This is a genomic window from Spirillospora sp. CA-128828, assembly GCF_050945415.1.
Lineage (GTDB): Bacteria > Actinomycetota > Actinomycetes > Streptosporangiales > Streptosporangiaceae > Spirillospora.
Genome location: NZ_CP191986.1, coordinates 2,256,744 through 2,277,334, shown reverse-complemented (window position 1 = coordinate 2,277,334; position 20,591 = coordinate 2,256,744). Strand labels below are relative to the sequence as shown.

Here is a 20,591-nt window from a genome sequence, read left to right as displayed (position 1 = left end):
AGGGGCGGAGCCCCAGGGGCGGGCGGGTGGGGGATGGCGGAGGCACAGGGGGCTCCGGGGGATCGTCCCCCGGGCGAAACGCGAAGGGTCCGCGGGGAAGCCGCAAAGCGGCGACCACACGGACCCCAGACCAGTAGCGGGGGCAGGATTTGAACCTGCGACCTCTGGGTTATGAGCCCAGCGAGCTACCGAACTGCTCCACCCCGCGGTGATGACTCAACTGTATGGGGCTGGGGTGGGTTAGGCAAACCGGTTGGGGGTGGGGCTTGGAGGGCGGCGGTGAGCATGGCGGTGAGGTCGGCGGTGAAGGTGTCGTGGTCGAGGAGGGTGTGGTCGTTCGTGGCGGGGTCGATTCGTTCGGTGCGGTCGGCGAGCGCGGCGGTGAGGAAGGCGATGAGGAGGGAGATGCGTTCGAGGGCGATGGGTTCGGGGAGGGTGGCGCGGCAGGTGGTTTGGAGGTGGCGGAGTTGTTCGCCGAGTGCGGTGTCGTGGAGGAGGGCGGGGAGGCGGTGGTCGCGGATGCGGGCGTGTCCGGCGAGTTGGGCGGTGATGCGGAGGAAGTCGCGGCCTTGTTCGGTGCGGAGTTCGTCGGCGGTGGGCTGGACGATGGCGGCGGTGATGGTGTGGAGGTCGCCGTTGCGGAGGGTGGGGAGGGTGGCGGCGCGGGCGGGTTCCATGCGGGTGATGCCGGCGCGGAGGATGGCTTCGAGGAGGCCGGTGCGGGAGCCGAAGTGGTAGGTGATGGCGGAGTCGTTGGCCTGTCCGGCGAGGGCGACGATGTCGCGGGTGCGGGCGGCGTCGATGCCGTGGGCGGCGAAGAGGCGGGCGCCGGCGCGGATGAGGGCGTCGCGTGTGGCTCTTGCGTCTTTCGGCACCCGGTGATACTAACAGGGGGCGTTAATAACGGCGCCTGTTACAACCGGAGGCCGCGCCATGACGGATGTCTACGACCCGTTCGATCCCGCGTTCCAGGCCGACCCCTATCCGGCGTACAGGCGGCTTCGTGATGACGACCCGGTCCATCGCCATGACGATCCGCCGTTCTGGGCGCTGTCCCGGTTCGACGACATCTGGGCGGCGACGCGTGACGCGGAGGCGTTCTCGTCCGCGCAGGGCCTGACATTCCATCCGGACGAGATCGGCATGCTGGGTCTGGCCCCGACCATCGTGATGCTGGATCCGCCCAGGCACACGGTCCTGCGGCGGCTGATCAGCCACGGTTTCACTCCGCGCCGTATCGGCGCCCTGGAGGACCTTCTCCGCGAGTTCGTCCGCTCCCGGATCACCCTCATGGAACGCAAGGCGGCCGACGGCGTGGCACCGGACCTGCACCGGGACTTCTCCTCGCCCCTGCCGACGTTCGCGCTCGCGCATCTGCTCGGCGTCCCGGAGGCGGACCGGGCACGGTTCGACCCGTGGGTGAGCGCGCTGACGACCTTGCAGGACGACGGCTTCGAGCCGAAGGCGCTGAAGGACGACGCGGCCGCCGCGGTCGCGGAGATGTTCGCCTACTTCACCGACGTGATCGCCGCACGCCGCGCCGATCCGTCCGACGACCTGATCAGCGCTCTGACGGCGGCCGAGGTGGACGGGGAACGCCTCTCCGACTGGGACGTCCTCGGGTTCTGCTTCGTCATGGTCGCGGGCGGCAACGACACGACCGGCAACCTGATCTCGCACGGCGTGGCCCTCCTGGACGGGGATCACGCCCAGCGCGAGCGGCTGGCGGCCGACCCGTCTCTCATCCCGAACGCGCTGCTGGAGTTCTTGCGCATGGAGAGCTCGGTGCAGGCACTGGCCCGGACGACGACACGTCCGGTGACCGTCCACGGGACGGAGATCCCGGAGGGCGAGAAGGTGATGATGCTGTTCGGTTCGGCGAACCGGGACGAGCGCGAGTTCGGTCCGTCCGCCGGGGATCTGGACGTCACCCGGGACATCCCGCGGCATGTGGGCTTCTCCAGCGGCGTCCACTTCTGCATCGGCTCGCACCTGGCGAAGCTCCAGGCCCGCGTCGCGTTCGAAGAGCTGCTGGGCGCGCATCCGGGCATCGGCGTGGACCTGCCGAACGCGCGGCGGATCTCGTCCCCCTTCACCCGTGGCTGGGTCTCGCTCCCAGCCACGGGCATCGGGGCGTGACCGACCGGCCGGCTATCCCATGTGCGGGTACCGGTAGTCGGTCGGCGGCACGAACGTCTCCTTGATGGAGCGCGGCGACGTCCAGCGCAGCAGGTTGAACACGGACCCGGCCTTGTCGTTGGTGCCGGACGCCCGCGCGCCGCCGAACGGCTGCTGCCCGACGACGGCGCCGGTCGGCTTGTCGTTGATGTAGAAGTTGCCGGCGGCGTACCGGAGCACCTCGGCGGTGCGGGCGGCGGCCGCGCGGTCGGTCGCGATGACGGCGCCGGTCAGCGCGTAGTCCGCGATCGACTCCATCTGGGCGAGCATCTCGTCGTACCGGTCGTCCTCGTAGACGTGGACGCCAAGGATCGGCCCGAAGTACTCGGTCCGGAAGATGTCGTTCTCGGGGTCACCGGACACGAGCACGGTCGGCCGCACGAAGTACCCCGCCGAGTCGTCGTACGTCCCGCCGGCCACGACCTCGACGTCCGGGTCGGCCTGGGCGCGGTCGATCGCCGCCTTGCTCTTGGCGAAGGACCGCTCGTCGATGACGGCGCCAATGAAGTTGGACAGGTCGGCGACGTCCCCCATGGTGAGCCCGTCGACCTCGGCGGCCAACTCCTCCTTGAACCCGTCGTCCCAGATGGAGCGCGGGACGTAGGCGCGCGACGCGGCGGAGCACTTCTGTCCCTGGTACTCGAAGGCGCCCCGCACGAGCGCGGTCCTGAGCACGGCCCGGTCGGCGGAGGGGTGCGCGACGACGAAGTCCTTGCCGCCCGTCTCCCCCACGATCCGCGGGTAGCCGCGGAACTTCTCGATGTTGTTCCCGACCGTCTTCCACAGGTGCCGGAACGTCGCGGTCGAGCCGGTGAAATGGATCCCGGCCAGATCGGGATGCTGGAGAAGCACGTCCGACACGGCGAGCCCGTCGCCCGTCACCAGGTTGATGACGCCGGGGGGCAGCCCGGCCTCCTCCAGCAGCCGCATGAGGAGCACGGCCGAGTACGTCTGCGTGGGCGACGGCTTCCAGACCACCACGTTGCCCATCAGCGCGGGCGCGGTCGGCAGGTTCCCGGCGATCGCGGTGAAGTTGAACGGCGTGATCGCGTAGACGAACCCCTCCAGCGGCCGGTGGTCGGACCGGTTCCACACCCCCGGGTCGCTGATCGGCTGCTCGGCGAGGATCCGCCGGGCGAAGTGCACGTTGAACCGCCAGAAGTCGACGAGCTCGCACGGGCTGTCGATCTCCGCCTGCTGGACGGTCTTGGACTGCCCGAGCATCGTCGCGGCCAGCAGCGTCTCGCGCCACGGCCCGGCCAGCAGGTCGGCCGCCCGCAGGAAGATCGCGGCCCGGTCGTCGAAGGACAGCGCCCGCCACGCCGGTGCGGCCTCCAGCGCGGCCGCGACGGCGTCCCGCGCGTCGTCGCGCGTGGCGGTGCCGAACGTCCCGAGGACGGACGCGTGCCGGTGCGGCTGCACGACGGCGACCTTGGCGCCGCCGCCGAGCCGCCGCTCTCCGCCGATCGTCATGGGCAGGTCGATCGGGGCCGCGGCGGTGAGCTCGGCGAGTTTCGCCTCCAGCCGGGCACGCTCGGCGCTGCCCGGCGCATATCCGCGCACCGGCTCGTTCACCGGCGCCGGCACGTTGGTCACTGCGTCCATGGAAAGGGGACCCTCCTTAGCGGGAGACGAACGAACGGAGAAAAAAGACGAGGTTGGCGGGCCGCTCGGCCAGGCGCCGCATGAAGTAGCCGTACCAGTCGGCCCCGTACGGGACGTAGACGCGCATCCGGTGCCCCCCGGCGAGCCGCCTCTGTTCGGCGGCCCGGATCCCGTAGAGCATCTGGAACTCGTACGACGAGGGCGGCCTGTTCGCGGCAAGGGTCAGCGCGATCTCGATGACCCGCGGATCGTGGCTCCCGACCATCGGATACCCGTCCCCCCGCATGAGGAGACGCAGCCCCCGCACATAGGCCCGGTCGATCTCACCCCGGCTCTGGAAGGCCACCGACACGGGCTCCGCATAGGCACCCTTGACGAGACGCACCCGCGAGCCCTCACCCACCAGCTCCCGCAGATCGCCCTCACTGCGCCGCAGCATCGCCTGCACCGCGACCCCGACCCAGGGGAAGTCGCTCCGGAGCTTGCCGAGGCTCTCCAGCGTCGCGTCGACCGTCGTGTGGTCCTCCATGTCGAGCGTGACCGTCATCCCGGCACGTCCGGCGGCGGCGCAGATCTCCCGCGCGTGATCGAGGGCGAGCTCACCGGGCAACGCCTGTCCCAGGGCGGACAGCTTCACGGAGGCATCGGCGCCCTGCGCGAGCCCCTGCTCCTCAAGGGCCGCGAACAACCGCAGATAGGCGTCCCGGGTGGCGACCGCCTGGGCTGGCTCCCGGGTGTGCTCGCCAAGGTGGTCGAGAGTGACCTCAAGCCCTTCCGCCGCCAGCTCCCGCACCACGCCGAGGGCGGCGACGAGATCGTCACCGGCGACGAACCGGTCGACGACTCCCCTGGTCAGGGGCATGGAAGTGACCAGATCGCGCATCCGCCCGCTCCGCGCGGCGGCGAGCAGAAGAGGGCTGGGCATGAGCGCCTCCAACGTCGGGGAACACCTCGCACGTTAGGAGCAGAAACCCTCGCCCCATATAGTCAGATGCCACTTTGAAGACCCACTATCTTCATACAAACGTACGAAGGATTCTCATGGCACCCGACCTCCAGGAAATCGTGGAACAGGCGGCCGACCTCCTCCGCGCGCCGGCGACCCTGGAGGACCGCGACTTCCACCTCGTCGCCTACGCCGCCCACGGCGACACGATCGATCCCGTCCGGACGGCCTCGATCCTGCACCGCCGCGCCACCGAGGCGGTCCGCGCCCGCTTCGAACGGCACGGCATCGCCCGCGCGACGGGCCCCGTCCGCATCCCCGCCGACACGTCACTCGGCCAGCTCGGCCGGCTGTGTCTCCCCGTGCGCTGGAACAACGTCACCTACGGCTACCTGTGGCTCCTGGACGACCAGGAACGCATAACGGACACCCAGGCGACAGAGGCCATCCCCCTCTGCGAACGCGCCGGACTCCTCATGGCCCGCCAGGCCCGCGAACGCGACGACCTGGGCTACAAGGTGGCCGACCTGCTCTCCACCCACCCGGACGTCAGAACCCAGGCCGCCGACGACCTCACGGCTGCCGGAGCGGCCGACCCGCCGCTGACCGTGGCCGTCCTGCGAACCCCGAGCCACGAACCGCTCAACCCGTGGCTGCTCCCCCACTCGGTCCTCACCACCGTCTGGCAGCGGGACCACGTCCTGCTCATCCCCGCCAACGCGCCGGCCACCATCGCCCGCGCCCGCCGCCTCCTGGAGGAACGCAACGCCCCCGTCCAAGCAGGCGTCTACACACCCTGCCCAACGCTGGACGACGTCCACGAAGGCTGGCTCCGAGCCCGAGTAGCGGCCCGGACCGCAGCCCCCGGCGAAACCCGCGACTGGACGTCCCTGGGCGTCCTGCGCCTCCTCCGCACGGCAGGCGACGAAGCCCTGACCCAAACAACACAGACCAAGGGCACCGACCGCCTCCTAGAGCACAAGGACCTGGCCGAGACAGCCCGCACATACCTGGACCTGGCAGGCAACGTCCAGCAAACGGCCAAGACCCTGAACATCCACCGCCAAACCCTCTACCACCGCCTACGCCGCATAGAAGACCTGACGACCCTGATCCTCACTAACGGCCAAGACCGCCTGACCCTCCACCTAGCCCTGACCCTCGCCCAGCACCTGAAGCAGGAAGGAACCTAGGCGTCGGCCAGGCCGGCGTGCTGGGTGCGTAGGTCGCGCTTGAGGATCTTGCCGCTGGGGTTCTTCGGCAGCGAATCCGCCAGCACCACGTACTTGGGCCGCTTGTAGCCCGCGAGCCGCTCTCGCGCATGCGCGAGGACGTCGTCCACACTCAACGCGGTCCCCACCATGGGCACGACGACCGCGGTCACGGCCTCGATCCAGTGCGGGTGGCTGATCCCGAAGACGGCGACCTCGGCCACACCGTCCAGCTCGTAGATGACCTCTTCGACCTCGCGGCTGGCGACGTTCTCGCCACCCGTCTTGATCATGTCCTTCTTCCGGTCGACGACCGAAAGGTAGCCGTCCTCGGTCATGACCCCGAGGTCACCGGAGTGGAACCACCCACCTCGGAACGCCTCGGCGGTCTTCTCCTCGTCGCGGTAGTACCCGAGGGCCGCATGCGGGCTCCGATGGACGATCTCACCGACTTCACCGGGAGGGACGGGCTCGTCGTCGTCGTTCACGAGCATCGTCTCGACGTTGATGGCCGCGCGCCCGGCGCTTCCGGCCCGTTCGAGCTGCTCGTGGGGACGCAGGATGGTCGCGAGCGGCGCCATCTCCGTCTGCCCGTAGAAGTTCCACAACCGCACGTCCGGCAGCCGCCGCATCAGTTCCCGCAGGACCTCCACAGGCATGGCCGAAGCCCCGTAGTACCCCTTCTTCAAAGAGGACAGATCCCGCGTGTCGAAGTCGGGATGGCGCAGCAGCGAGATCCAGACGGTGGGCGGGCAGAACAGCTTGGTGACCTTCTCCCGCTCGATCGTCTCCAGCAACACCGCCGGATCGGGCCCCGGCAGGATGATGCTCGTGGCCCCGAGATAGACGTCGACGGAGAAGAAGCAGTCGAGCTGCGCGCAGTGGTACATCGGCAGCGTGTGCACTTCCACGTCGTCGGCGCTCATCTCGCCGTCGATCACGCAGCTGACGTACTGGCTGACCAGTGAGCGGCTGGACAGCATCACGCCCTTGGGCCGGGATTCGGTCCCCGACGTGTACATGAGCCGCAGTGGATCGTCGTCCCCGACGGGCACCTCGGGAGCCGCGGCGGGCCCTTCACGCCACCAGGCGCCGACGTCCTCCCACCCCTCCCCAGGGGAGGTTCCGGACAGCGGGATCCACCCGCGCACGCCCCCGGCGACATCCGCCGTGGCCAGCGCCTTCTCGGCGGTCGAAGCGAGCCCGTCCTCCGCGACGATCCCGGAAGCCCCGGAATGCCGGAGGATGTAGGCGATCTCCTCCGCGTTGAGCATGAAGTTGACGGGCACGAGCACCCCACCGAGCTTCGCCGTGGCGAAGGCCAGCAAAGCGAACTCCCAGCAGTTGTGGCTGAGCAGCGCCAGCCGGTCCCCCTTACGCAGCCCCCGCGCCGACAGCGCGTGCGCGGCCCGGTTCACAGCGACGTCGAACTCCGAGAACGTGACCCGCAGCTCCCCGCTGATTATGGCTACCTTCAACGGATACCGCCGCGCCGTCCGATGCAGCAGATCCCCAACAGAGTGCTGACGAGCACGAACAACCGACGAGGACATAACCCCACACCCCCACAAAACCCCAGGCAGGACGCGTAAGCCGCGATCCAACCACCCCCAACACCCCCAAACCACCCCCGAAAGGGGGCAAGGGAGTCCACGGCCGAAGCCCCAGGGGCGGACGAACGCCAACCGGAACCCCGCAACAACCCGGGGGTCTAGAGGCGGAGCCCCAGGGGCGGGCGGGCGGGGGATGGCGGCGGCACAGGGGGCTCCGGGGGATCGTCCCCCGGGCGAAATGCGAAGAGTCCCCCTGGAGAGCAGGCAAAGCCTGCGACCAGGAGGACCCTAGGACTAGTAGCGGGGGCAGGATTTGAACCTGCGACCTCTGGGTTATGAGCCCAGCGAGCTACCGAACTGCTCCACCCCGCGGTGATGTCTTAAGTCTATGGCATGGGGCGGAGTGGTCTGTACGGGCGGGGTCATTTGGTGCAGGCGGGGATGGTGCCTTTGCCGCTTGTGAGGGCGTTGAGGGACTGGACGGCGTCGTGGAGGGTGTCGGCGCGGATGAGGCGGAGGCCGTCGGGGCGGGCGCCGGCGGCGTCGGCGCAGTTGTCCTTGGGGGTGAGGAAGACGGTGGCGCCGGCGTTGCGGGCGGCGATCATCTTCTGCTGGATGCCGCCGATGGGGCCGACCTTGCCGTCGGGGGTGATGGTTCCGGTGCCGGCGATGAATTTGCCCTGGGTGATGGGGCCGGGGGTGAGTTTGTCGACGATGGCGAGGGAGAACATGAGGCCTGCGGAGGGGCCGCCGATGTCGCCGATGCTGATGTCGATCTTGAAGGGGAACTTGTACTGGTCGGCGAGGACGACGCCGACGACGGGGCGTTTGCCGGTGGGGTCGGCGACGGTCTTGAGGGTGGCCTTCTGCTCTTTGCCGTCGCGCGTGTAGGTGAGGGTGACCGAGTCGCCGATCTTGTGTTTGGCCATGGAGCCGGTGACCTGGGAGACGCTGGTGACCTTGGCGCCGTCGAGTGCGGTGACCTCGTCGCCGGGTTTGAGGGCGCCGTCGGCGGGGCGTCCTTTCTGGACGCCGTCGATGACGACGCGGGTGGTGACGGGGATGCCGAGTTCGTGGAGGGCGGCGGCTTCGGCGTTCTGCTGGGAGTCCTGCATCGCCCGGGTGTTCTCCTGGTCGACCTGCTTGGGCGACTCGTCCTTGGGGAAGATCGTGTCTTCGGGGACGACGGCGGTGTCGCCGGCGAGCCAGCCGCGCAGGGCGGTGAACAGGTCGATGCGGCCGCCGGGTCCGCCGCGGTAGGTGACGGTGGTGAAGTTGAGGTGGCCCTCGTCGGGGTAGGTCTTGCGGCCGTCGATCCTGATGAGGGGCTGTCCCTTGTCGTTCGTGCCGAGGGTGTTGCTCGTGGGTCCGGGCATGAGCGCCACGTAGGGCACCTGCATGACGGAGCCGATGAGGGCGAGCACGAGGACGAGCACGCTCGCGAGGCTGAGCGTGGCGGCACGACGAGACATGCCGGAAACTCTATGCGGTTCGGGCGGTCAGCAGGCTCCTACCCACTCGTCGCCGCCGTCGGCGAACGTCTGGTGCTTCCAGATGGGCACGGTCGCCTTGAGGTCGTCGATGAGCCGCCGGCAGGCGTCGAACGCTTCGCCGCGGTGGGGGCAGGACGCGGCGACGACGACGGCGATGTCGCCGATCCGCAGGTCACCGACGCGGTGCAGCGCGGCGAGGCCCAGCACGGGGAAGTCGGCGGCGACCTTTTCCATCACGGCGCGGAGTTCACGCTCGACGGTGGGGTGGGAGCTGTAGGAGAGGGCGGTGACGGCGCGGGCGTGGTCGGTGTCGCGGACGGTGCCGACGAAGACGGCGGTGCCGCCGGCGCCGGGGGCGCCGACGGCGGCGTACACCTCGTCCACGGACAGGGGCGTGTCGCGTACGCCGATCAGCCTGATGACGTCTCGGCCGCTTTCCGCAACGCTTTCGCTCACGTCCCGCAGGCTACCCGGCGGGACGGCTATCCCCGCGGCCCGGGTTCGTCGGGTTCGAAGGTGGCGGCGAGGGCTTCGGCGAGGGCGGGGACGAGGTCGGGCCCGGTGAGGACCTCGTCGTCGGCGTCGTGGCGGCGCAGCCGCAGGGCGGAGTGCCGGGCGCCGTCGCGCAGCACGCCGACGATCATGCGCACGTCCTCCCGCTTGGGGTGGGACGAGGCGTATTCGGCGGCCTCGGCCTCGTCTTCGGGGATGTTGTCCTCGGCTTCGGGCGGCAGGACGATCCGTTCCATGACGAGGGCGCAGCCTTCGACGGCGTCGGGCCAGGCGATGGTGGCGAGGGCGTCCTCGACGCTGGCCTGGTCGGGGAGGGACGGCTGTTCGAGTGCGGCGAGGGTGTCCGCGTCGGGGGGCAGGCCGAGCTGGTCGGCGAGGTCGGGTTCGGCGCGGCGCAGTTCGGTGCTGCGGACGAGGGCGTAGATGCGCGGTGCGCTGTCCCAGCCCTCCTGAGCCGAATGACGTTCAAGGTCCAGCACGACTTCTTCCAGAAGACTCACGCGCCCATCTTTCCCCCATTCAGCACGGGGAAATGCGGGAACCCGCGTCCCAGTCGGTAAGTTGCATCTACAGCACCGGCGGGCGGCCGGTGGGCGAGCTCTCGATCGGAGGGGCCACTTGACCTTCCGGACTCCCGGTTTCGGGCGCCGGCTCGGTACCGGACGGACACGGCTGCTGCTACCGGTGCTGGTGGCGCTGGCCGTGCTGCTGGTCGCTTTCATGGTCTTCACCTCGACGTACACGGACCTGCTCTGGTACCGCTCCATCGGATTCTCGTCGGTCTACACGACGCAACTGCAGGCGAAGCTGGTCCTTTTCTTCGGGGCGGGCCTGCTGATGGTGCTGGTGGTGGGCGCGAATGTGGTGGTCGCGTACCGCCTGCGCCCTGCGTACCGGCCGCTGTCGGTGGAGCAGCAGGGGCTGGAGCGGTACCGGGCGGTGATCGATCCGCGGCGGCGGCTGATCGCGGGTGCGCTGCTCGGGGCGCTGGGGGTGCTGACGGGGTCGTCGGTGGCGGGCCAGTGGCCGGTGTGGCTGGCGTTCCTGAACCGGACGCCGTTCGGGGTGAAGGACCCGCAGTTCCACAAGGACGTGTCGTTCTACGTCTTCACGTATCCGTTCCTCCGCCTCGTCCTCGGTGTGATCTTCGCGACGGTGATCCTGTCGATCCTGGCCGCGGTGATGGTGCACTACCTGTACGGGGGGCTTCGGCTGCAGGGGCCGGGCGACAAGGCGAGCCCGCCCGCGCGGGCCCATCTGTCGGTGCTGTTCGGGTTGTTCATCCTGCTGAAGGCGGTCGCGTACTGGTTCGACCGGTACGGGCTGGTCCATTCGGAGCGCGGGGTGGCGACCGGCGCGTCCTACACGGACGTCAACGCGCTGCTGCCCGCGAAGACGATCCTGGCCGTCATCGCGTTGCTGTGCGCCGCGATGTTCTTCAGCAACCTGCTCCGGCGCGGGATGATGCTGCCGGGCGTGGGGTTCACGCTGCTTGTGCTGTCGGCGATCCTGCTGGGCGGCGTGTACCCGCTGCTGATCCAGCAGTTCCAGGTGAAGCCGGACGAACTGGCTAAGGAGCGCCAGTACATCCAGCGCAACATTCAGTTCACGCGGCAGGCGTACGGGGTGGACGGGGCGAAGGTCGTCCCGTACGGGTCGCAGCCGGTGACCGACAAGAAGAAGCTGCAGGAGGAGGCCGACAGCCTGGGCGGCGTGCGCGTCCTAGACCCGAACGTGGTGGGCGAGACGTTCCAGCAACTGCAGCGTCGCCGCCCCTTCTACAGGTTCCCCGACACCCTGGACATCGATCGGTACCCGATCGACGGCAGGACGTATGACACGATCGTCGCGCTTCGCGAGTTGTCCGGGGCGCCGGCGGGGCAGCGCAGCTGGGTGAAGGACCACATGGTCTACACCCACGGCTACGGATTCGTGTCCGCGTTCGGCGACCGGTTCGCCTCCGGCGGGGAACCCCAGTTCGTCACCAACAGCATGCCGGTGTCCCAGACGCAGCAGATCAAGGTGGCGCAGCCGGAGATCTACTTCGGGGAGCGGTCGCCGCGGTACTCGGTCGTCGGCGGGAGCGGCCAGCAGGAGCTGAACTACCCCGACAACAGCCCGTCCGGGCAGCAGAGCAGCACCTATGACGGGCAGGGCGGCGTCTCCATCGACTCGTTCCTGCACAAGCTGCTGTACTCGGCGAAGTTCCAGGACAAGAACCTGCTGCTGTCCGGCGCGATCAACAAGAACGCCCGGATCCTGTACGACCGGTCGCCGCGGGAGATGGTGCACAAGGCCGCCCCGTGGCTGACGCTGGACGGCGACCCGTACCCGGCGGTGGTGAACGGCCGCATCCTGTGGATCGTGGACGGCTACACGACGTCCAACAGCTACCCGTACTCGGAGGAGATGAGCCTCGGGGAGGCCACCCACGACACGATCACCGACACGCGGTCGGCGGTGGCGCGGCAGGCCAACGACCACATCAACTATCTGCGCAACTCGGTGAAGGCCACGGTGGACGCCTACGACGGCACCGTCCACCTGTACCAGTGGGACGAGAACGACCCGATCACCAAGACGTGGATGAAGGTGTTCGACGGCACAGTGCAGCCGCGGACGTCGATCCCGCCGGAGCTGGAGTCCCACTTCCGCTACCCGCAGGACCAGTTCAAGGTGCAGCGGAAGATCCTCACGAAGTACCACGTGACGGACCCGTCGGCGTTCTACAACGGTGAGGGCTTCTGGGAGGTCCCGCAGGACCCGACGGTCAAGGGCAAGCGTCAGCCCCCCTACTACCAGAGCCTCCGCATGCCGGGCGAGGACGCCGCGTCGTTCTCGCTGACGACGGTGTTCAACCCGGTCAACAACCCGCAGCTCGCGGCGTTCATGGCGGTCGGGTCGACACCTGGACGCGACTACGGGCAGATCCAGATCCTGCAGATGCCGCGGAACGCGCAACCGACCGGGCCCGGGCAGGTGCAGAACTCGTTCGAGACGGACACGCAGGTGAAGGGTGACCTGTTCGCGCTGAGACAGGGCGGCACGAAGACCGTGCCGGGCAACCTGCTGACGATCCCCTTCGGGGGGGACCTGCTGTATGTGGAGCCGATGTACACGAAGGCGGCGGGCGGCAAGGAGCAGGAGCCGTACCCGATCCTCGGCAAGATCCTCGTCCGGTACCGCGAGAAGATCGTCGCCGCCGACACGTTCGGCGAGGCGCTGGAGCAGGTCCTCGGCGGGACGAGCACGCCGGCGTCGCCGTCCGGGACGCCGGGCGGTCAGCTGAGCGCGGCGGCGCAGAAGGCGATCAGCGACCTCAACAAGGCCGTGACGGATTACGAGAACGCCCAGAAGAAGGGCGACTACCCGGGCATGGGCGACGCCTGGAAGCGGATCAAGGACGCGCAGGCGGCGCTGACGGCGGCGGGCCAGGCGGCCCCGAAGACCACGCCGAGCCCGGCGCCGTCGGGGTCGCCGTCCCCCTCGGGATCGCCGTCCCCGTCCGGCTCGCCGAGCGCGACACCACCCTCCAGCTGAGGCCGCCGAGGGCTCACCTGCGGCGCTTGCGGGCGCGGCGGATGGCGGCGGCCGCGCCGATCGCGGCGACGGTGGCGCCCGCGGCGGTCGCCATGGTGGCCTCCTTGCCGCCGACGCGGCGGCCGACGACGGCGTGCCGTCCCGCGGTCTCGTCCATCACGGCGCGGAGGGCGGAGGCGTTGTCATAGAGCGGCTTCCAGCCGGCGGCCCGCAGCCGCGCGCAGTCGACGACCCACGGGTAGGCGACGTAGTGCAGGTCGGTGGCGGGCGCCGGGGTCATGCCGAGCCGGTGCAGGCGCTGCGCCATCCCGAAGGTGAGCGCGGCGGGCAGCTCGAAGGTGCGCTTCCCGGTGATCTCGGTGACCTCCTCGGGGCCGAGCCAGCCCTCGCAGCCGACCGCGACGGGCCCGGTCACGTCCTCGGTGACGACGACCTCCAGGGCGGACGCGAGGTCCTCGATATGGCAGAACTGCCAGCCGGGGGTGCTGCCCTTGACCGACAGCAGCCGGGGCGCCTCGAAATGCCGGGTGACGACGGTGTCGACGCCGGGCCCGACGAGCGCGGCGGGACGGACGACGGTGACGTCCAGCCCCGGGTGGGTGAGATGCGCGGTCGCCGCCAGCTCCTCGATCTCCAGGTAGTCGCCGGCGATGGAGGTGCTGGCCTCGGCGAGCAGCGGCGCGTCCTCGCCGAGCGGCACCTCGTTGCCCGGTCCGGCCCCGTACACCATCGCCGAGGTGATCAGGACCACGCGGCGGACGCGGGCGGCAGCGGCGGCGGTGACGACGGTCTGGGCGCCGCGGACGTTGTGGGTGCGCCGCTCGCGGGGGTCCGCGTCGGGCGACCGCTCGATGTCCAGATTGACGATCACGTCGACGTCGGAGAGCCGGTTGGACAGCAGCGGATCCCGGATGTCGACGACACGCCAGGTGACTCCGGGCACGTCCCCCCGGTGCCCGTCGATCGCGACGATCTTGCGGATCTCTTCCCGTTCGGCGAGCCGGGCGGCCAGCAGCCGCCCCGCCCCGATGGCCGCGCCGGTGACGGCGACGACCGGGCCCTTGCTACGCCGAGGGCGAACCTTGCCCGTTGCCACGGAGGTGCCCCCTTCCTTGTGTACGCGACCTTGCCGGGACCGGCTAACGTTGCGGATATGAGCCCATCATGCATCCCAGGGGCAAACCGATGAGTGACACTCCCTTCGGCTTCAACCGTCCCGGCAACGGCGACGACGACGACAAGCCCCAGGATCCGTTCAAGGGCATGGGCGGCGACATGGCGCAGTTCGCCGACATGCTGCACCGGTTCGCGGACATGATCGGTGCGCAGGGTGCGGGCGGCGAGGGCGGCGGCCCCCTGAACTGGGACCTGGCCAAGAACATCGCGCGGCACACGGTGGTGGAGCAGGGCGACCCGTCGGTGGTCGACACCGAGCGGCGCCAGGTCGTGGAGGCGCTCCGGCTGGCCGAGTTGTGGCTTGACGAGCGGACGACGCTGCCCGCCGGCATCCGGACGCCGCAGGCGTGGAGCCGGTCGGAGTGGATCGAGCAGACGCTGCCGGTGTGGGCGAAGGTGTGCGACCCGATCGCGGCCCGCATGGTCGAGTCGATGGGCGGGGCGCTCGGCGGCGGCGAGATCCCCGCCGACATGCAGGCGATGGCGGGCCCGCTGATCGGGATGGTCAAGCAGATGGCCGGGGCGATGGTCGGCGGCCAGGCCGGGCAGGCGCTCGGCGCGCTGGCCCGCGAGGTGACCGGCTCCGCCGACGTGGGGCTGCCGCTGGCGCCGGACGGCGTCGGCGCGCTGCTGCCCGCAGGCGTGGAGGCGTTCGGCGAGGGCTTGGAGGTCTCCGGCGACGAGGTCCGGCTTTATCTGGCGCTGCGGGAGGCGGCGCACCAGCGGCTGTTCGCGCACGTCCCGTGGCTGCGGTCGCACCTGCTGGGCGCGGTCGAGGAGTACGCGCGCGGCATCACGGTCGACCTGTCCGGCATCGAGCAGGCGGTTCAGGGGCTCGACCTGAGCAACCCGGAGGCGCTGCAGGAGGCGCTCGGCGGCGAGATCCAGCTGCAGCCGGAGGAGACGCCGCGGCAGAAGGCGGCGCTGGCCCGGCTGGAGACGACGCTGGCGCTGGTCGAGGGCTGGGTCGACACGGTCGTGAACGAGGCCGCGCAGGGGCGGCTGCCCGGCTCGGTGAAGCTGGCCGAGGCGGTGCGGCGCCGCCGCGCGACCGGCGGCCCGGCGGAGCGGACGTTCGCCACGCTCGTCGGCCTGGAGCTGCGGCCGCGCCGGCTGCGGGAGGCCGCAGCGCTGTGGCGGTCGCTGACCGAGGTGCGCGGCACCCAGGGCCGGGACGCGGTCTGGGACCACCCCGACCTGCTTCCGACGGCGAGCGATCTCGACGACCCGGAGGGCTTCGTCCACGGCCGCGACGAGATCGAGGGCCTGTCCGACCTTGACCTGTCCAACCTCACCAAGGCGCCGGACGAGGACGGCAAGCCGGGCGACGAGCCCGACGCCAAGCCCGGCGACGAGGGGCCCGGCGAGGGGTCCGGTCCGGACGACGGCGGGCGCGCATGAGCCGGTCACGCCGGTCGCGGGTGAGCGGCTGCCGCTACGAGCCGGGTTCGTCCACGAACGCGGTCAGGCGGCGGATCGAGCGCGCCGGCCTGTGCTGGCAGCGGCCGATCGACCAGGAACGCCGGCGCGGCCGGCCCGAGAACTCCCACTACCCGCGCGTCGGCCGCGCATGACGCGCCCGGACGGCGTGTGCGGGCGGCAGGCTTCCAGCACGCGGGTCCGCCCGTGAACGTCCGGCCGGTCGCATCGGAGTCGTTGTACGACGACGCGGTGCGGGTGCTGTCGTCCTGGCAGGCGCCCGATGAGGAGCAGGACAGGCTGCGCGTGGAGTTCCTGCGGCATCTCACGGAGCATCCGGCGGACGGGATGTGGCGGGAGTGCGCGGACGGGCACATCACCGCGAGCACCGCCGTGCTCGACGCGTCCCGGACCCGGGTGCTGCTGACCCTGCACGCGAAGGTCAAGGCGTGGCTTCAGCTGGGCGGGCACTGCGAGCCCGGCGATCTCACGCTCGCGGGCGCGGCGCTGCGGGAGGCGACGGAGGAGTCGGGCATCGCGGGCCTGCGACTGCTGCCCGGGCCCGCCAAGCTGGACCGGCACGCGGTCCGCTGCCACCCGCAGGGGACCTGGCATCTCGACGTCCAGTACGTGGCGATCGCGCCGGACGGGGCCCGGCACGCGGTGTCGGACGAATCGGACGACCTCGGCTGGTTCCCGGTGGACGATCTCCCTGAACCGACCGACGATGCCGTCCGGGACCTGGTGGCGCGGGCGGTCTCGGTAAGTGGCTGACACGCGGCCGGGTGCCCATGCGTGCAGGGCGCGGTGCTCTCTCAGTGGGTGAGAGGGTGGCCCTCCAGGAGGGCCCGGGTGTTCTCCCAGCCTTCCAGGCCCGGGTCGAGAAAGCGCAGGTCGTCGACGGTGCGGAGGCGGTGCCAGCCGGGGCCTTGCGGCATGAGTCCGGGCCGGGGGGCGGCGGCGCGCAGCCGGGCCAGCGCGTCCGGGGTGTCGAGATCGACGTCGTGCAGGGCGGTGGTGAGCCAGCCCGGCAGCGGGAGGCGCGCGGCGAGCGCGACGAGGCCGCGTCCGGCGTTCTCGGCCTGGCAGGCGGCGGAGGGGGCGGAGCCGAGGGCGCGGAAGAGCTTGCCGACCAGCAGCGGAGGCAGGTCGGGGGCGTCCGGCGCGATGATCGCGGCGGCCTCGGCGCCGAGCGCGTGCAGCGCCGCGAACACGCCGGTGAGGGACGGTTCCCGGACGATCGGCGTGCCCGGCCAGGTGACGGCCTCGGCGTCCGGCTGGTCCGGCGGGTCCAGGACGAGCGCGGACGTCACGAGTTCGAGCCCGGCCACGACCTCGTAGGTGTCCTCCAGCAGCGCAAGGCGGAAGTCGTCGGGATCGATCCCGGGCGGAACGTCCGGGGTTCGGGGAGGGCGCGACAGCACCGCGGCGAAGCGCGCCGAGGCGGCGGGCGTCCGGCCGGGGGCGTCGGTCACCCGGCGGCCTCGTGCGGGAACTCCTCGCCGGGGTGCAGGCCGTCGCCGTGGTGGATGCCCGTGACGTCGTCCCCGATGGTGTCCGCTTCGAGCGGCAGGTGGGCGGCGGCGGCGACGCCCTCCAGGTAGCCGCGGGCCCGGTCGGCCTTCGGGTAGTTGCCGACCAGCTCCCAGAAGTCGGCGCCGTGCCCCGGGATGAGCAGATGCGCCAGCTCGTGGACGAGCACGTAGTCGACGACCCAGCCGGGCATGCCGCGCAGCCGGGTGGACAGCCGGATGGTGCCGTCGTCGGGGGTGCAGGATCCCCAGCGGGTGCGCTGGTTGGCGACCCAGCGGACGCTGACCGGGTCGGCTCGGCCGTCCAGGTAGCGGCGGGACAGCTCGCGGGCGCGGGACTGGAGGTGGGCGTCGGTGGGGCGCCGGCGGCGCTCCCTCTCCTCAAGCCGTTCCAGGATGGTCGCGATCCACTGTTCCTCTTCGGCCTTGCTCAGCCTGGACGGAACCATCACCACCACCTTGTCGCCATCGCGGTAGGCGGACACGGTTCGCCGCCGTCGGGCGCTGCGGCGGACCTCAACATTAGGGGGCACGCCAGAACCGTACTCGAAATTTTGCGTCCTCCACAGGGGGTGTTTGACGTTATCGCAGGTCAACCCCTATGTTTTTCACAGTTCTCCAACGGTTTCCACAAACCCGGTGGAGCGTTGCGCGGTGCGCTCCGGCTTTACTCGCCGGTGAATTGCGGGCTGCGCTTCTCGCGTTGCGCGGCGAGCCCTTCGAGCATGTCCATGGACGACATCGTGACCGGCTGGGCGAGGGACTCCCACCGCAGCGCCGACTCCATGTCGGGGTGGCCCCCGTTCGACAGCGCGACCTTGGTGAGCCGGGTCGCGATCGGCGCCTGCGCGGCGATCTTCTCCGCGACGGCGACGGCCTCGGCCAGCACGGCCTCGCGCGGGACGGCCCGGTTGACCAGCCCGTGCTCCGCGGCCTCGGCGCCGGTGAGGACGCGTCCGGCCAGCAGCATCTCGCGGGCCAGCGGCAGCCCGGCCACCTCGGGGAACAGCCAGGTCGCGGCCATGCCGGGGTGCAGGCCGAGCGCGGTGAACGGGGCGAGCAGCTTGGCGTCCTCGGCCGCGTAGCGCAGGTCGCAGGCCAGCGCGAGGCACAGCCCGGCGCCGACGGCGTGGCCGTTGACGGCGGCGATCGTCGGCACCTCCAGGGCGCGGATCGTCAGCCACGTCCGGTAGAACTCCAGCATCCGGTCGCGCAGCGGCGGGACGGCGACGGAACCGGTGTCGGCGAGCCAGGACAGGTTGCCGCCGGAGCTGAACGCGCTGCCCGCGCCGGTCACCACGACGCAGCGCAGGCCCGCGTCGGCGCGGAGTTCCCCGATCGTCTTCTTCCACGCGGCGGTGAGCTCGTCCGACATGGCGTTGCGGCGGCCGGGGTCGTTCAGCGTGAGGACGGCGACGCCGTCGGGGCGGCGTTCCACCGGCAGTACATCGGCAGGCTCTGCGGGCATGGCTGGCACCGTATCGCGCCCGCCGTACCGCCCGCCGCCCGCCCCCGGATGCGTGAGAAAGCGCACACTTACAGCATTCGCCCTGGTCATGTGGCCGGGTTTGCGCGCGAGAAGGGCCTGACTTCCGGTTGGTTGTGGCGTGAACGACAGTCGATCACCGACAATGGTCCGCGTGAGCGATCTTCCCCGCCGCGCGGTGACGCGGTCAGCAAAGCTGGCGTCCCTCCCCATCGGCTTCGCGGGACGCACCGCCCTCGGCATGGGGAAGCGGACCTTCGGCAAGCCGGCCGAGGCCGTCGCGATGGAGATCCAGACCCGCACCGCCGAGCAGCTGTTCAAGGTGCTGGGCGAGCTCAAGGGCGGGGCGATGAAGCTCGGCCAGATGCTGTCGATCTTCGAGGCGGCGCTGCCGCCGGAGATCGCCGGCCCGTACCGCGCGACGCTCACCAGGCTGCAGGAGGCCGCTCCCCCGCTGCCGGCGTCGACCGTCCACACGGTGCTGGAGGAGTTCCTCGGCGAGGAGTGGCGCGACTACTTCGAGTCGTTCGACGACCGGCCGGCCGCCGCCGCGTCCATCGGGCAGGTGCACCGGGCCGTCTGGCACGACGGCCGGGCCGTCGCGGTGAAGGTGCAGTATCCGGGCGCGGGCAAGGCGCTGATCAGCGACTTCAACCAGCTGGCCCGGCTCGGCCGGCTCTTCGGCGTGCTCATGCCCGGCCTGGACGTCAAGGCGATGCTGGCCGAGCTGAAGGAGCGGGTGGCCGAGGAGCTCGACTACACGATCGAGGCCGAGTCGCAGACCCTCTTCCGGGACGCCTATCTGGACGACCCCGACTTCCACATCCCCGAGGTCATCGCCCAGTCCGGCAACATCCTGATCAGCGAGTGGATGGACGGCACCGCCCTCTCGAAGATCATCAGCGACGGGGACCAGGAGACCCGCGACCACGCGGCCCTGCTGTACTGCCGTTTCCTGCTGTCCGGGCCGAAGCGGTCGGGGATGCTGCACGGCGACCCGCATCCCGGCAATTTCCGGCTGCTGGCCGACGGCCGGCTCGGCGTCCTGGACTTCGGCGCCGTCGACCGCATCCCCGGCGGCTTCCAGCGGCGGCTCGGGCTGCTGCTGCGGATCGGCACGATGGCCGACATCGACGAGATCGAGGAGGCGCTGCGCCGGGAGGACTTCATCCGGGAGGGCGTCGAGATCGACGCCGAGTCGCTCCGCGCGTTCCTCGCCCCGATCACCGAGCCGTTCGTCACCGAGACGTTCAAGTTCAACCGGGAGTGGCTGCGGGACATGGCCGCCCGGGTCACCGACCTGCGGCCGTCCAATGTCGTCCGGCAGCTGAACCTGCCGCCCGAATACGTGATCATCCACCGGGTGCTGTCGGCGGGCACCGGCGTGCTGTGCCAGCTGGAGTGCGAGATCCCGGCCCGTGCCGAGTCGCTGAAGTGGGTGCCGGGCTTCGCCGACGACGAGGACGGGGAGCTCGTCACCGGCTGAGCCCCGGAAAGCTCAGCGGGGCCCGCGCACTGATGAGGTGCGCGGGCCCCGCTCTTCGCGCGTCCGGTGAAGTGGGCCACCGGTCGCGCTCCACATGCCCGCCGGGAGGCGTACCGTCCGCCAAACCATCCAAGAAAGGACGGACGGCGGCCTGCGACCGGGCGGACCGGAGGTTCAGTGTCGGTCAGGTTCAGTGCCGCTGCGGCTGCGTGTACGTCTCGCCGCCGGTGGTGGGCGCGAGCAGGACGCGGCGGACGCGCGACGCCCTGGTCCGGGCGTCCCGGCGGGCGCGACGCAGCGCGCGTACCCGTGCGGCCAGCTCGCCCGGCACGGTCTCGGGTATTCGTTCTCTGGACAGGTCCTGGCTGAGCAACGTCATCTCGTTCTCCCCGGCCGCCCGGAGGCGCGGTCCCCGCGCGGGGGCCGCGCCTCCGGGGTCGATTCGGCTGAGCG

19 protein-coding genes and 2 tRNA genes are annotated in these 20,591 nt (G+C 70.7%); 7 read left to right on the top strand and 14 right to left on the bottom strand.

Annotated features, from left to right (window positions below; genetic code table 11):
* Positions 1-134: 134 nt before the first annotated feature.
* Positions 135-208: transfer RNA gene (locus ACQPXG_RS11425), tRNA-Met, on the bottom strand.
* On the bottom strand, positions 186-875 hold the full coding sequence (locus tag ACQPXG_RS11420) for a TetR/AcrR family transcriptional regulator (RefSeq protein ID WP_433467621.1): 690 nt from the start codon (positions 873-875) through the stop codon (positions 186-188). Before ACQPXG_RS11420 ends, ACQPXG_RS11425 begins: the two co-directional genes overlap by 23 nt.
* Positions 876-933: 58 nt before the next feature.
* Between ACQPXG_RS11420 and ACQPXG_RS11415 the strand changes: the two genes are divergently transcribed.
* Positions 934-2,139, top strand: coding sequence for a cytochrome P450 (locus ACQPXG_RS11415; protein ID WP_433467620.1), 1,206 nt, complete (start codon positions 934-936; stop codon positions 2,137-2,139).
* A gap of 12 nt (positions 2,140-2,151) precedes the next feature.
* On the opposite strand, the gene pruA is transcribed toward ACQPXG_RS11415, so the two are convergent.
* Both pruA and ACQPXG_RS11405 read right to left on the bottom strand, forming a co-directional pair.
* A complete protein-coding gene (gene pruA / locus ACQPXG_RS11410; protein ID WP_433467619.1) occupies positions 2,152-3,783 on the bottom strand; it encodes an L-glutamate gamma-semialdehyde dehydrogenase in 1,632 nt (543 codons plus the stop codon).
* Between the two features lie 16 nt (positions 3,784-3,799).
* Positions 3,800-4,708 carry a proline dehydrogenase family protein gene (locus ACQPXG_RS11405; RefSeq protein WP_433467618.1) on the bottom strand — a complete coding sequence of 303 codons (909 nt, stop codon included), beginning with the start codon at positions 4,706-4,708 and terminating at the stop codon, positions 3,800-3,802.
* A 116-nt stretch (positions 4,709-4,824) separates the two neighbouring features.
* Between ACQPXG_RS11405 and ACQPXG_RS11400 the strand changes: the two genes are divergently transcribed.
* Complete coding sequence (locus ACQPXG_RS11400; RefSeq protein WP_433467617.1) at positions 4,825-5,922, top strand: PucR family transcriptional regulator; 1,098 nt, start codon at positions 4,825-4,827, stop codon at positions 5,920-5,922.
* Here the strand turns inward: ACQPXG_RS11400 and ACQPXG_RS11395 are convergent.
* The 5 genes from ACQPXG_RS11395 to ACQPXG_RS11375 form a co-directional block, all read right to left on the bottom strand.
* Positions 5,919-7,493, bottom strand: coding sequence for an acyl-CoA synthetase (locus ACQPXG_RS11395; RefSeq protein ID WP_433467616.1), 1,575 nt, complete (start codon positions 7,491-7,493; stop codon positions 5,919-5,921). The genes ACQPXG_RS11400 and ACQPXG_RS11395 overlap by 4 nt on opposite strands.
* Positions 7,494-7,791: 298 nt before the next feature.
* Positions 7,792-7,865, bottom strand: a tRNA-Met gene (locus ACQPXG_RS11390).
* 50 nt (positions 7,866-7,915) lie between these two features.
* Positions 7,916-8,965 (bottom strand): YlbL family protein, encoded by a 1,050-nt coding sequence (locus ACQPXG_RS11385; RefSeq protein ID WP_433467615.1) that lies wholly within the window; start codon positions 8,963-8,965, stop codon positions 7,916-7,918.
* Between the two features lie 27 nt (positions 8,966-8,992).
* On the bottom strand, positions 8,993-9,442 hold the full coding sequence (locus ACQPXG_RS11380) for a molybdenum cofactor biosynthesis protein MoaE (protein WP_433467614.1): 450 nt from the start codon (positions 9,440-9,442) through the stop codon (positions 8,993-8,995).
* Positions 9,443-9,468: 26 nt separating this feature from the next.
* Entirely contained in the window at positions 9,469-9,999 is a 531-nt protein-coding gene (locus ACQPXG_RS11375; protein WP_433467613.1) for a PPA1309 family protein, read from the bottom strand.
* Between the two features lie 118 nt (positions 10,000-10,117).
* Here ACQPXG_RS11375 and ACQPXG_RS11370 point away from each other — a divergent pair, with 118 nt between their 5' ends.
* The gene (locus tag ACQPXG_RS11370; protein WP_433467612.1) at positions 10,118-13,039 is read left to right on the top strand and encodes a UPF0182 family membrane protein; all 2,922 of its coding nucleotides are present in this window, start codon (positions 10,118-10,120) and stop codon (positions 13,037-13,039) included.
* Positions 13,040-13,052: 13 nt separating this feature from the next.
* Here the strand turns inward: ACQPXG_RS11370 and ACQPXG_RS11365 are convergent, their stop codons facing one another.
* Entirely contained in the window at positions 13,053-14,135 is a 1,083-nt protein-coding gene (locus ACQPXG_RS11365) for an NAD-dependent epimerase/dehydratase family protein (RefSeq protein ID WP_433467611.1), read from the bottom strand.
* Positions 14,136-14,224: 89 nt separating this feature from the next.
* Between ACQPXG_RS11365 and ACQPXG_RS11360 the strand changes: the two genes are divergently transcribed.
* Genes ACQPXG_RS11360 through ACQPXG_RS11350 form a run of 3 tightly spaced genes read left to right on the top strand, consistent with a single transcriptional unit; the run spans position 14,225 to position 16,408 of the window.
* Complete coding sequence (locus ACQPXG_RS11360) at positions 14,225-15,616, top strand: zinc-dependent metalloprotease (protein WP_433467610.1); 1,392 nt, start codon at positions 14,225-14,227, stop codon at positions 15,614-15,616.
* Complete coding sequence (locus ACQPXG_RS11355; RefSeq protein WP_433467609.1) at positions 15,613-15,789, top strand: hypothetical protein; 177 nt, start codon at positions 15,613-15,615, stop codon at positions 15,787-15,789. The genes ACQPXG_RS11360 and ACQPXG_RS11355 overlap by 4 nt, the downstream gene beginning before the upstream one ends.
* A gap of 52 nt (positions 15,790-15,841) precedes the next feature.
* Entirely contained in the window at positions 15,842-16,408 is a 567-nt protein-coding gene (locus ACQPXG_RS11350) for an NUDIX hydrolase (protein WP_433467608.1), read from the top strand.
* 41 nt (positions 16,409-16,449) lie between these two features.
* Here ACQPXG_RS11350 and ACQPXG_RS11345 read toward each other — a convergent pair whose 3' ends face one another.
* The 3 genes from ACQPXG_RS11345 to ACQPXG_RS11335 form a co-directional block, all read right to left on the bottom strand.
* Positions 16,450-17,109: a DUF2064 domain-containing protein gene (locus ACQPXG_RS11345; RefSeq protein WP_433467607.1), complete on the bottom strand. Its 660-nt coding sequence runs from the start codon at positions 17,107-17,109 to the stop codon at positions 16,450-16,452.
* Positions 17,106-17,651 (bottom strand): M48 metallopeptidase family protein, encoded by a 546-nt coding sequence (locus ACQPXG_RS11340; RefSeq protein WP_433469942.1) that lies wholly within the window; start codon positions 17,649-17,651, stop codon positions 17,106-17,108. Before ACQPXG_RS11340 ends, ACQPXG_RS11345 begins: the two co-directional genes overlap by 4 nt.
* Before the next feature lie 182 nt (positions 17,652-17,833).
* Positions 17,834-18,634, bottom strand: a complete 801-nt coding sequence (locus tag ACQPXG_RS11335; RefSeq protein WP_433467606.1) for an enoyl-CoA hydratase/isomerase family protein — start codon at positions 18,632-18,634, stop codon at positions 17,834-17,836.
* A gap of 172 nt (positions 18,635-18,806) precedes the next feature.
* Between ACQPXG_RS11335 and ACQPXG_RS11330 the strand changes: the two genes are divergently transcribed.
* Positions 18,807-20,138 carry an ABC1 kinase family protein gene (locus ACQPXG_RS11330; protein ID WP_433467605.1) on the top strand — a complete coding sequence of 444 codons (1,332 nt, stop codon included), beginning with the start codon at positions 18,807-18,809 and terminating at the stop codon, positions 20,136-20,138.
* A 190-nt stretch (positions 20,139-20,328) separates the two neighbouring features.
* On the opposite strand, the gene ACQPXG_RS11325 is transcribed toward ACQPXG_RS11330, so the two are convergent.
* A complete protein-coding gene (locus ACQPXG_RS11325) occupies positions 20,329-20,517 on the bottom strand; it encodes a hypothetical protein (protein ID WP_433467604.1) in 189 nt (62 codons plus the stop codon).
* Positions 20,518-20,591 lie beyond the last annotated feature (74 nt).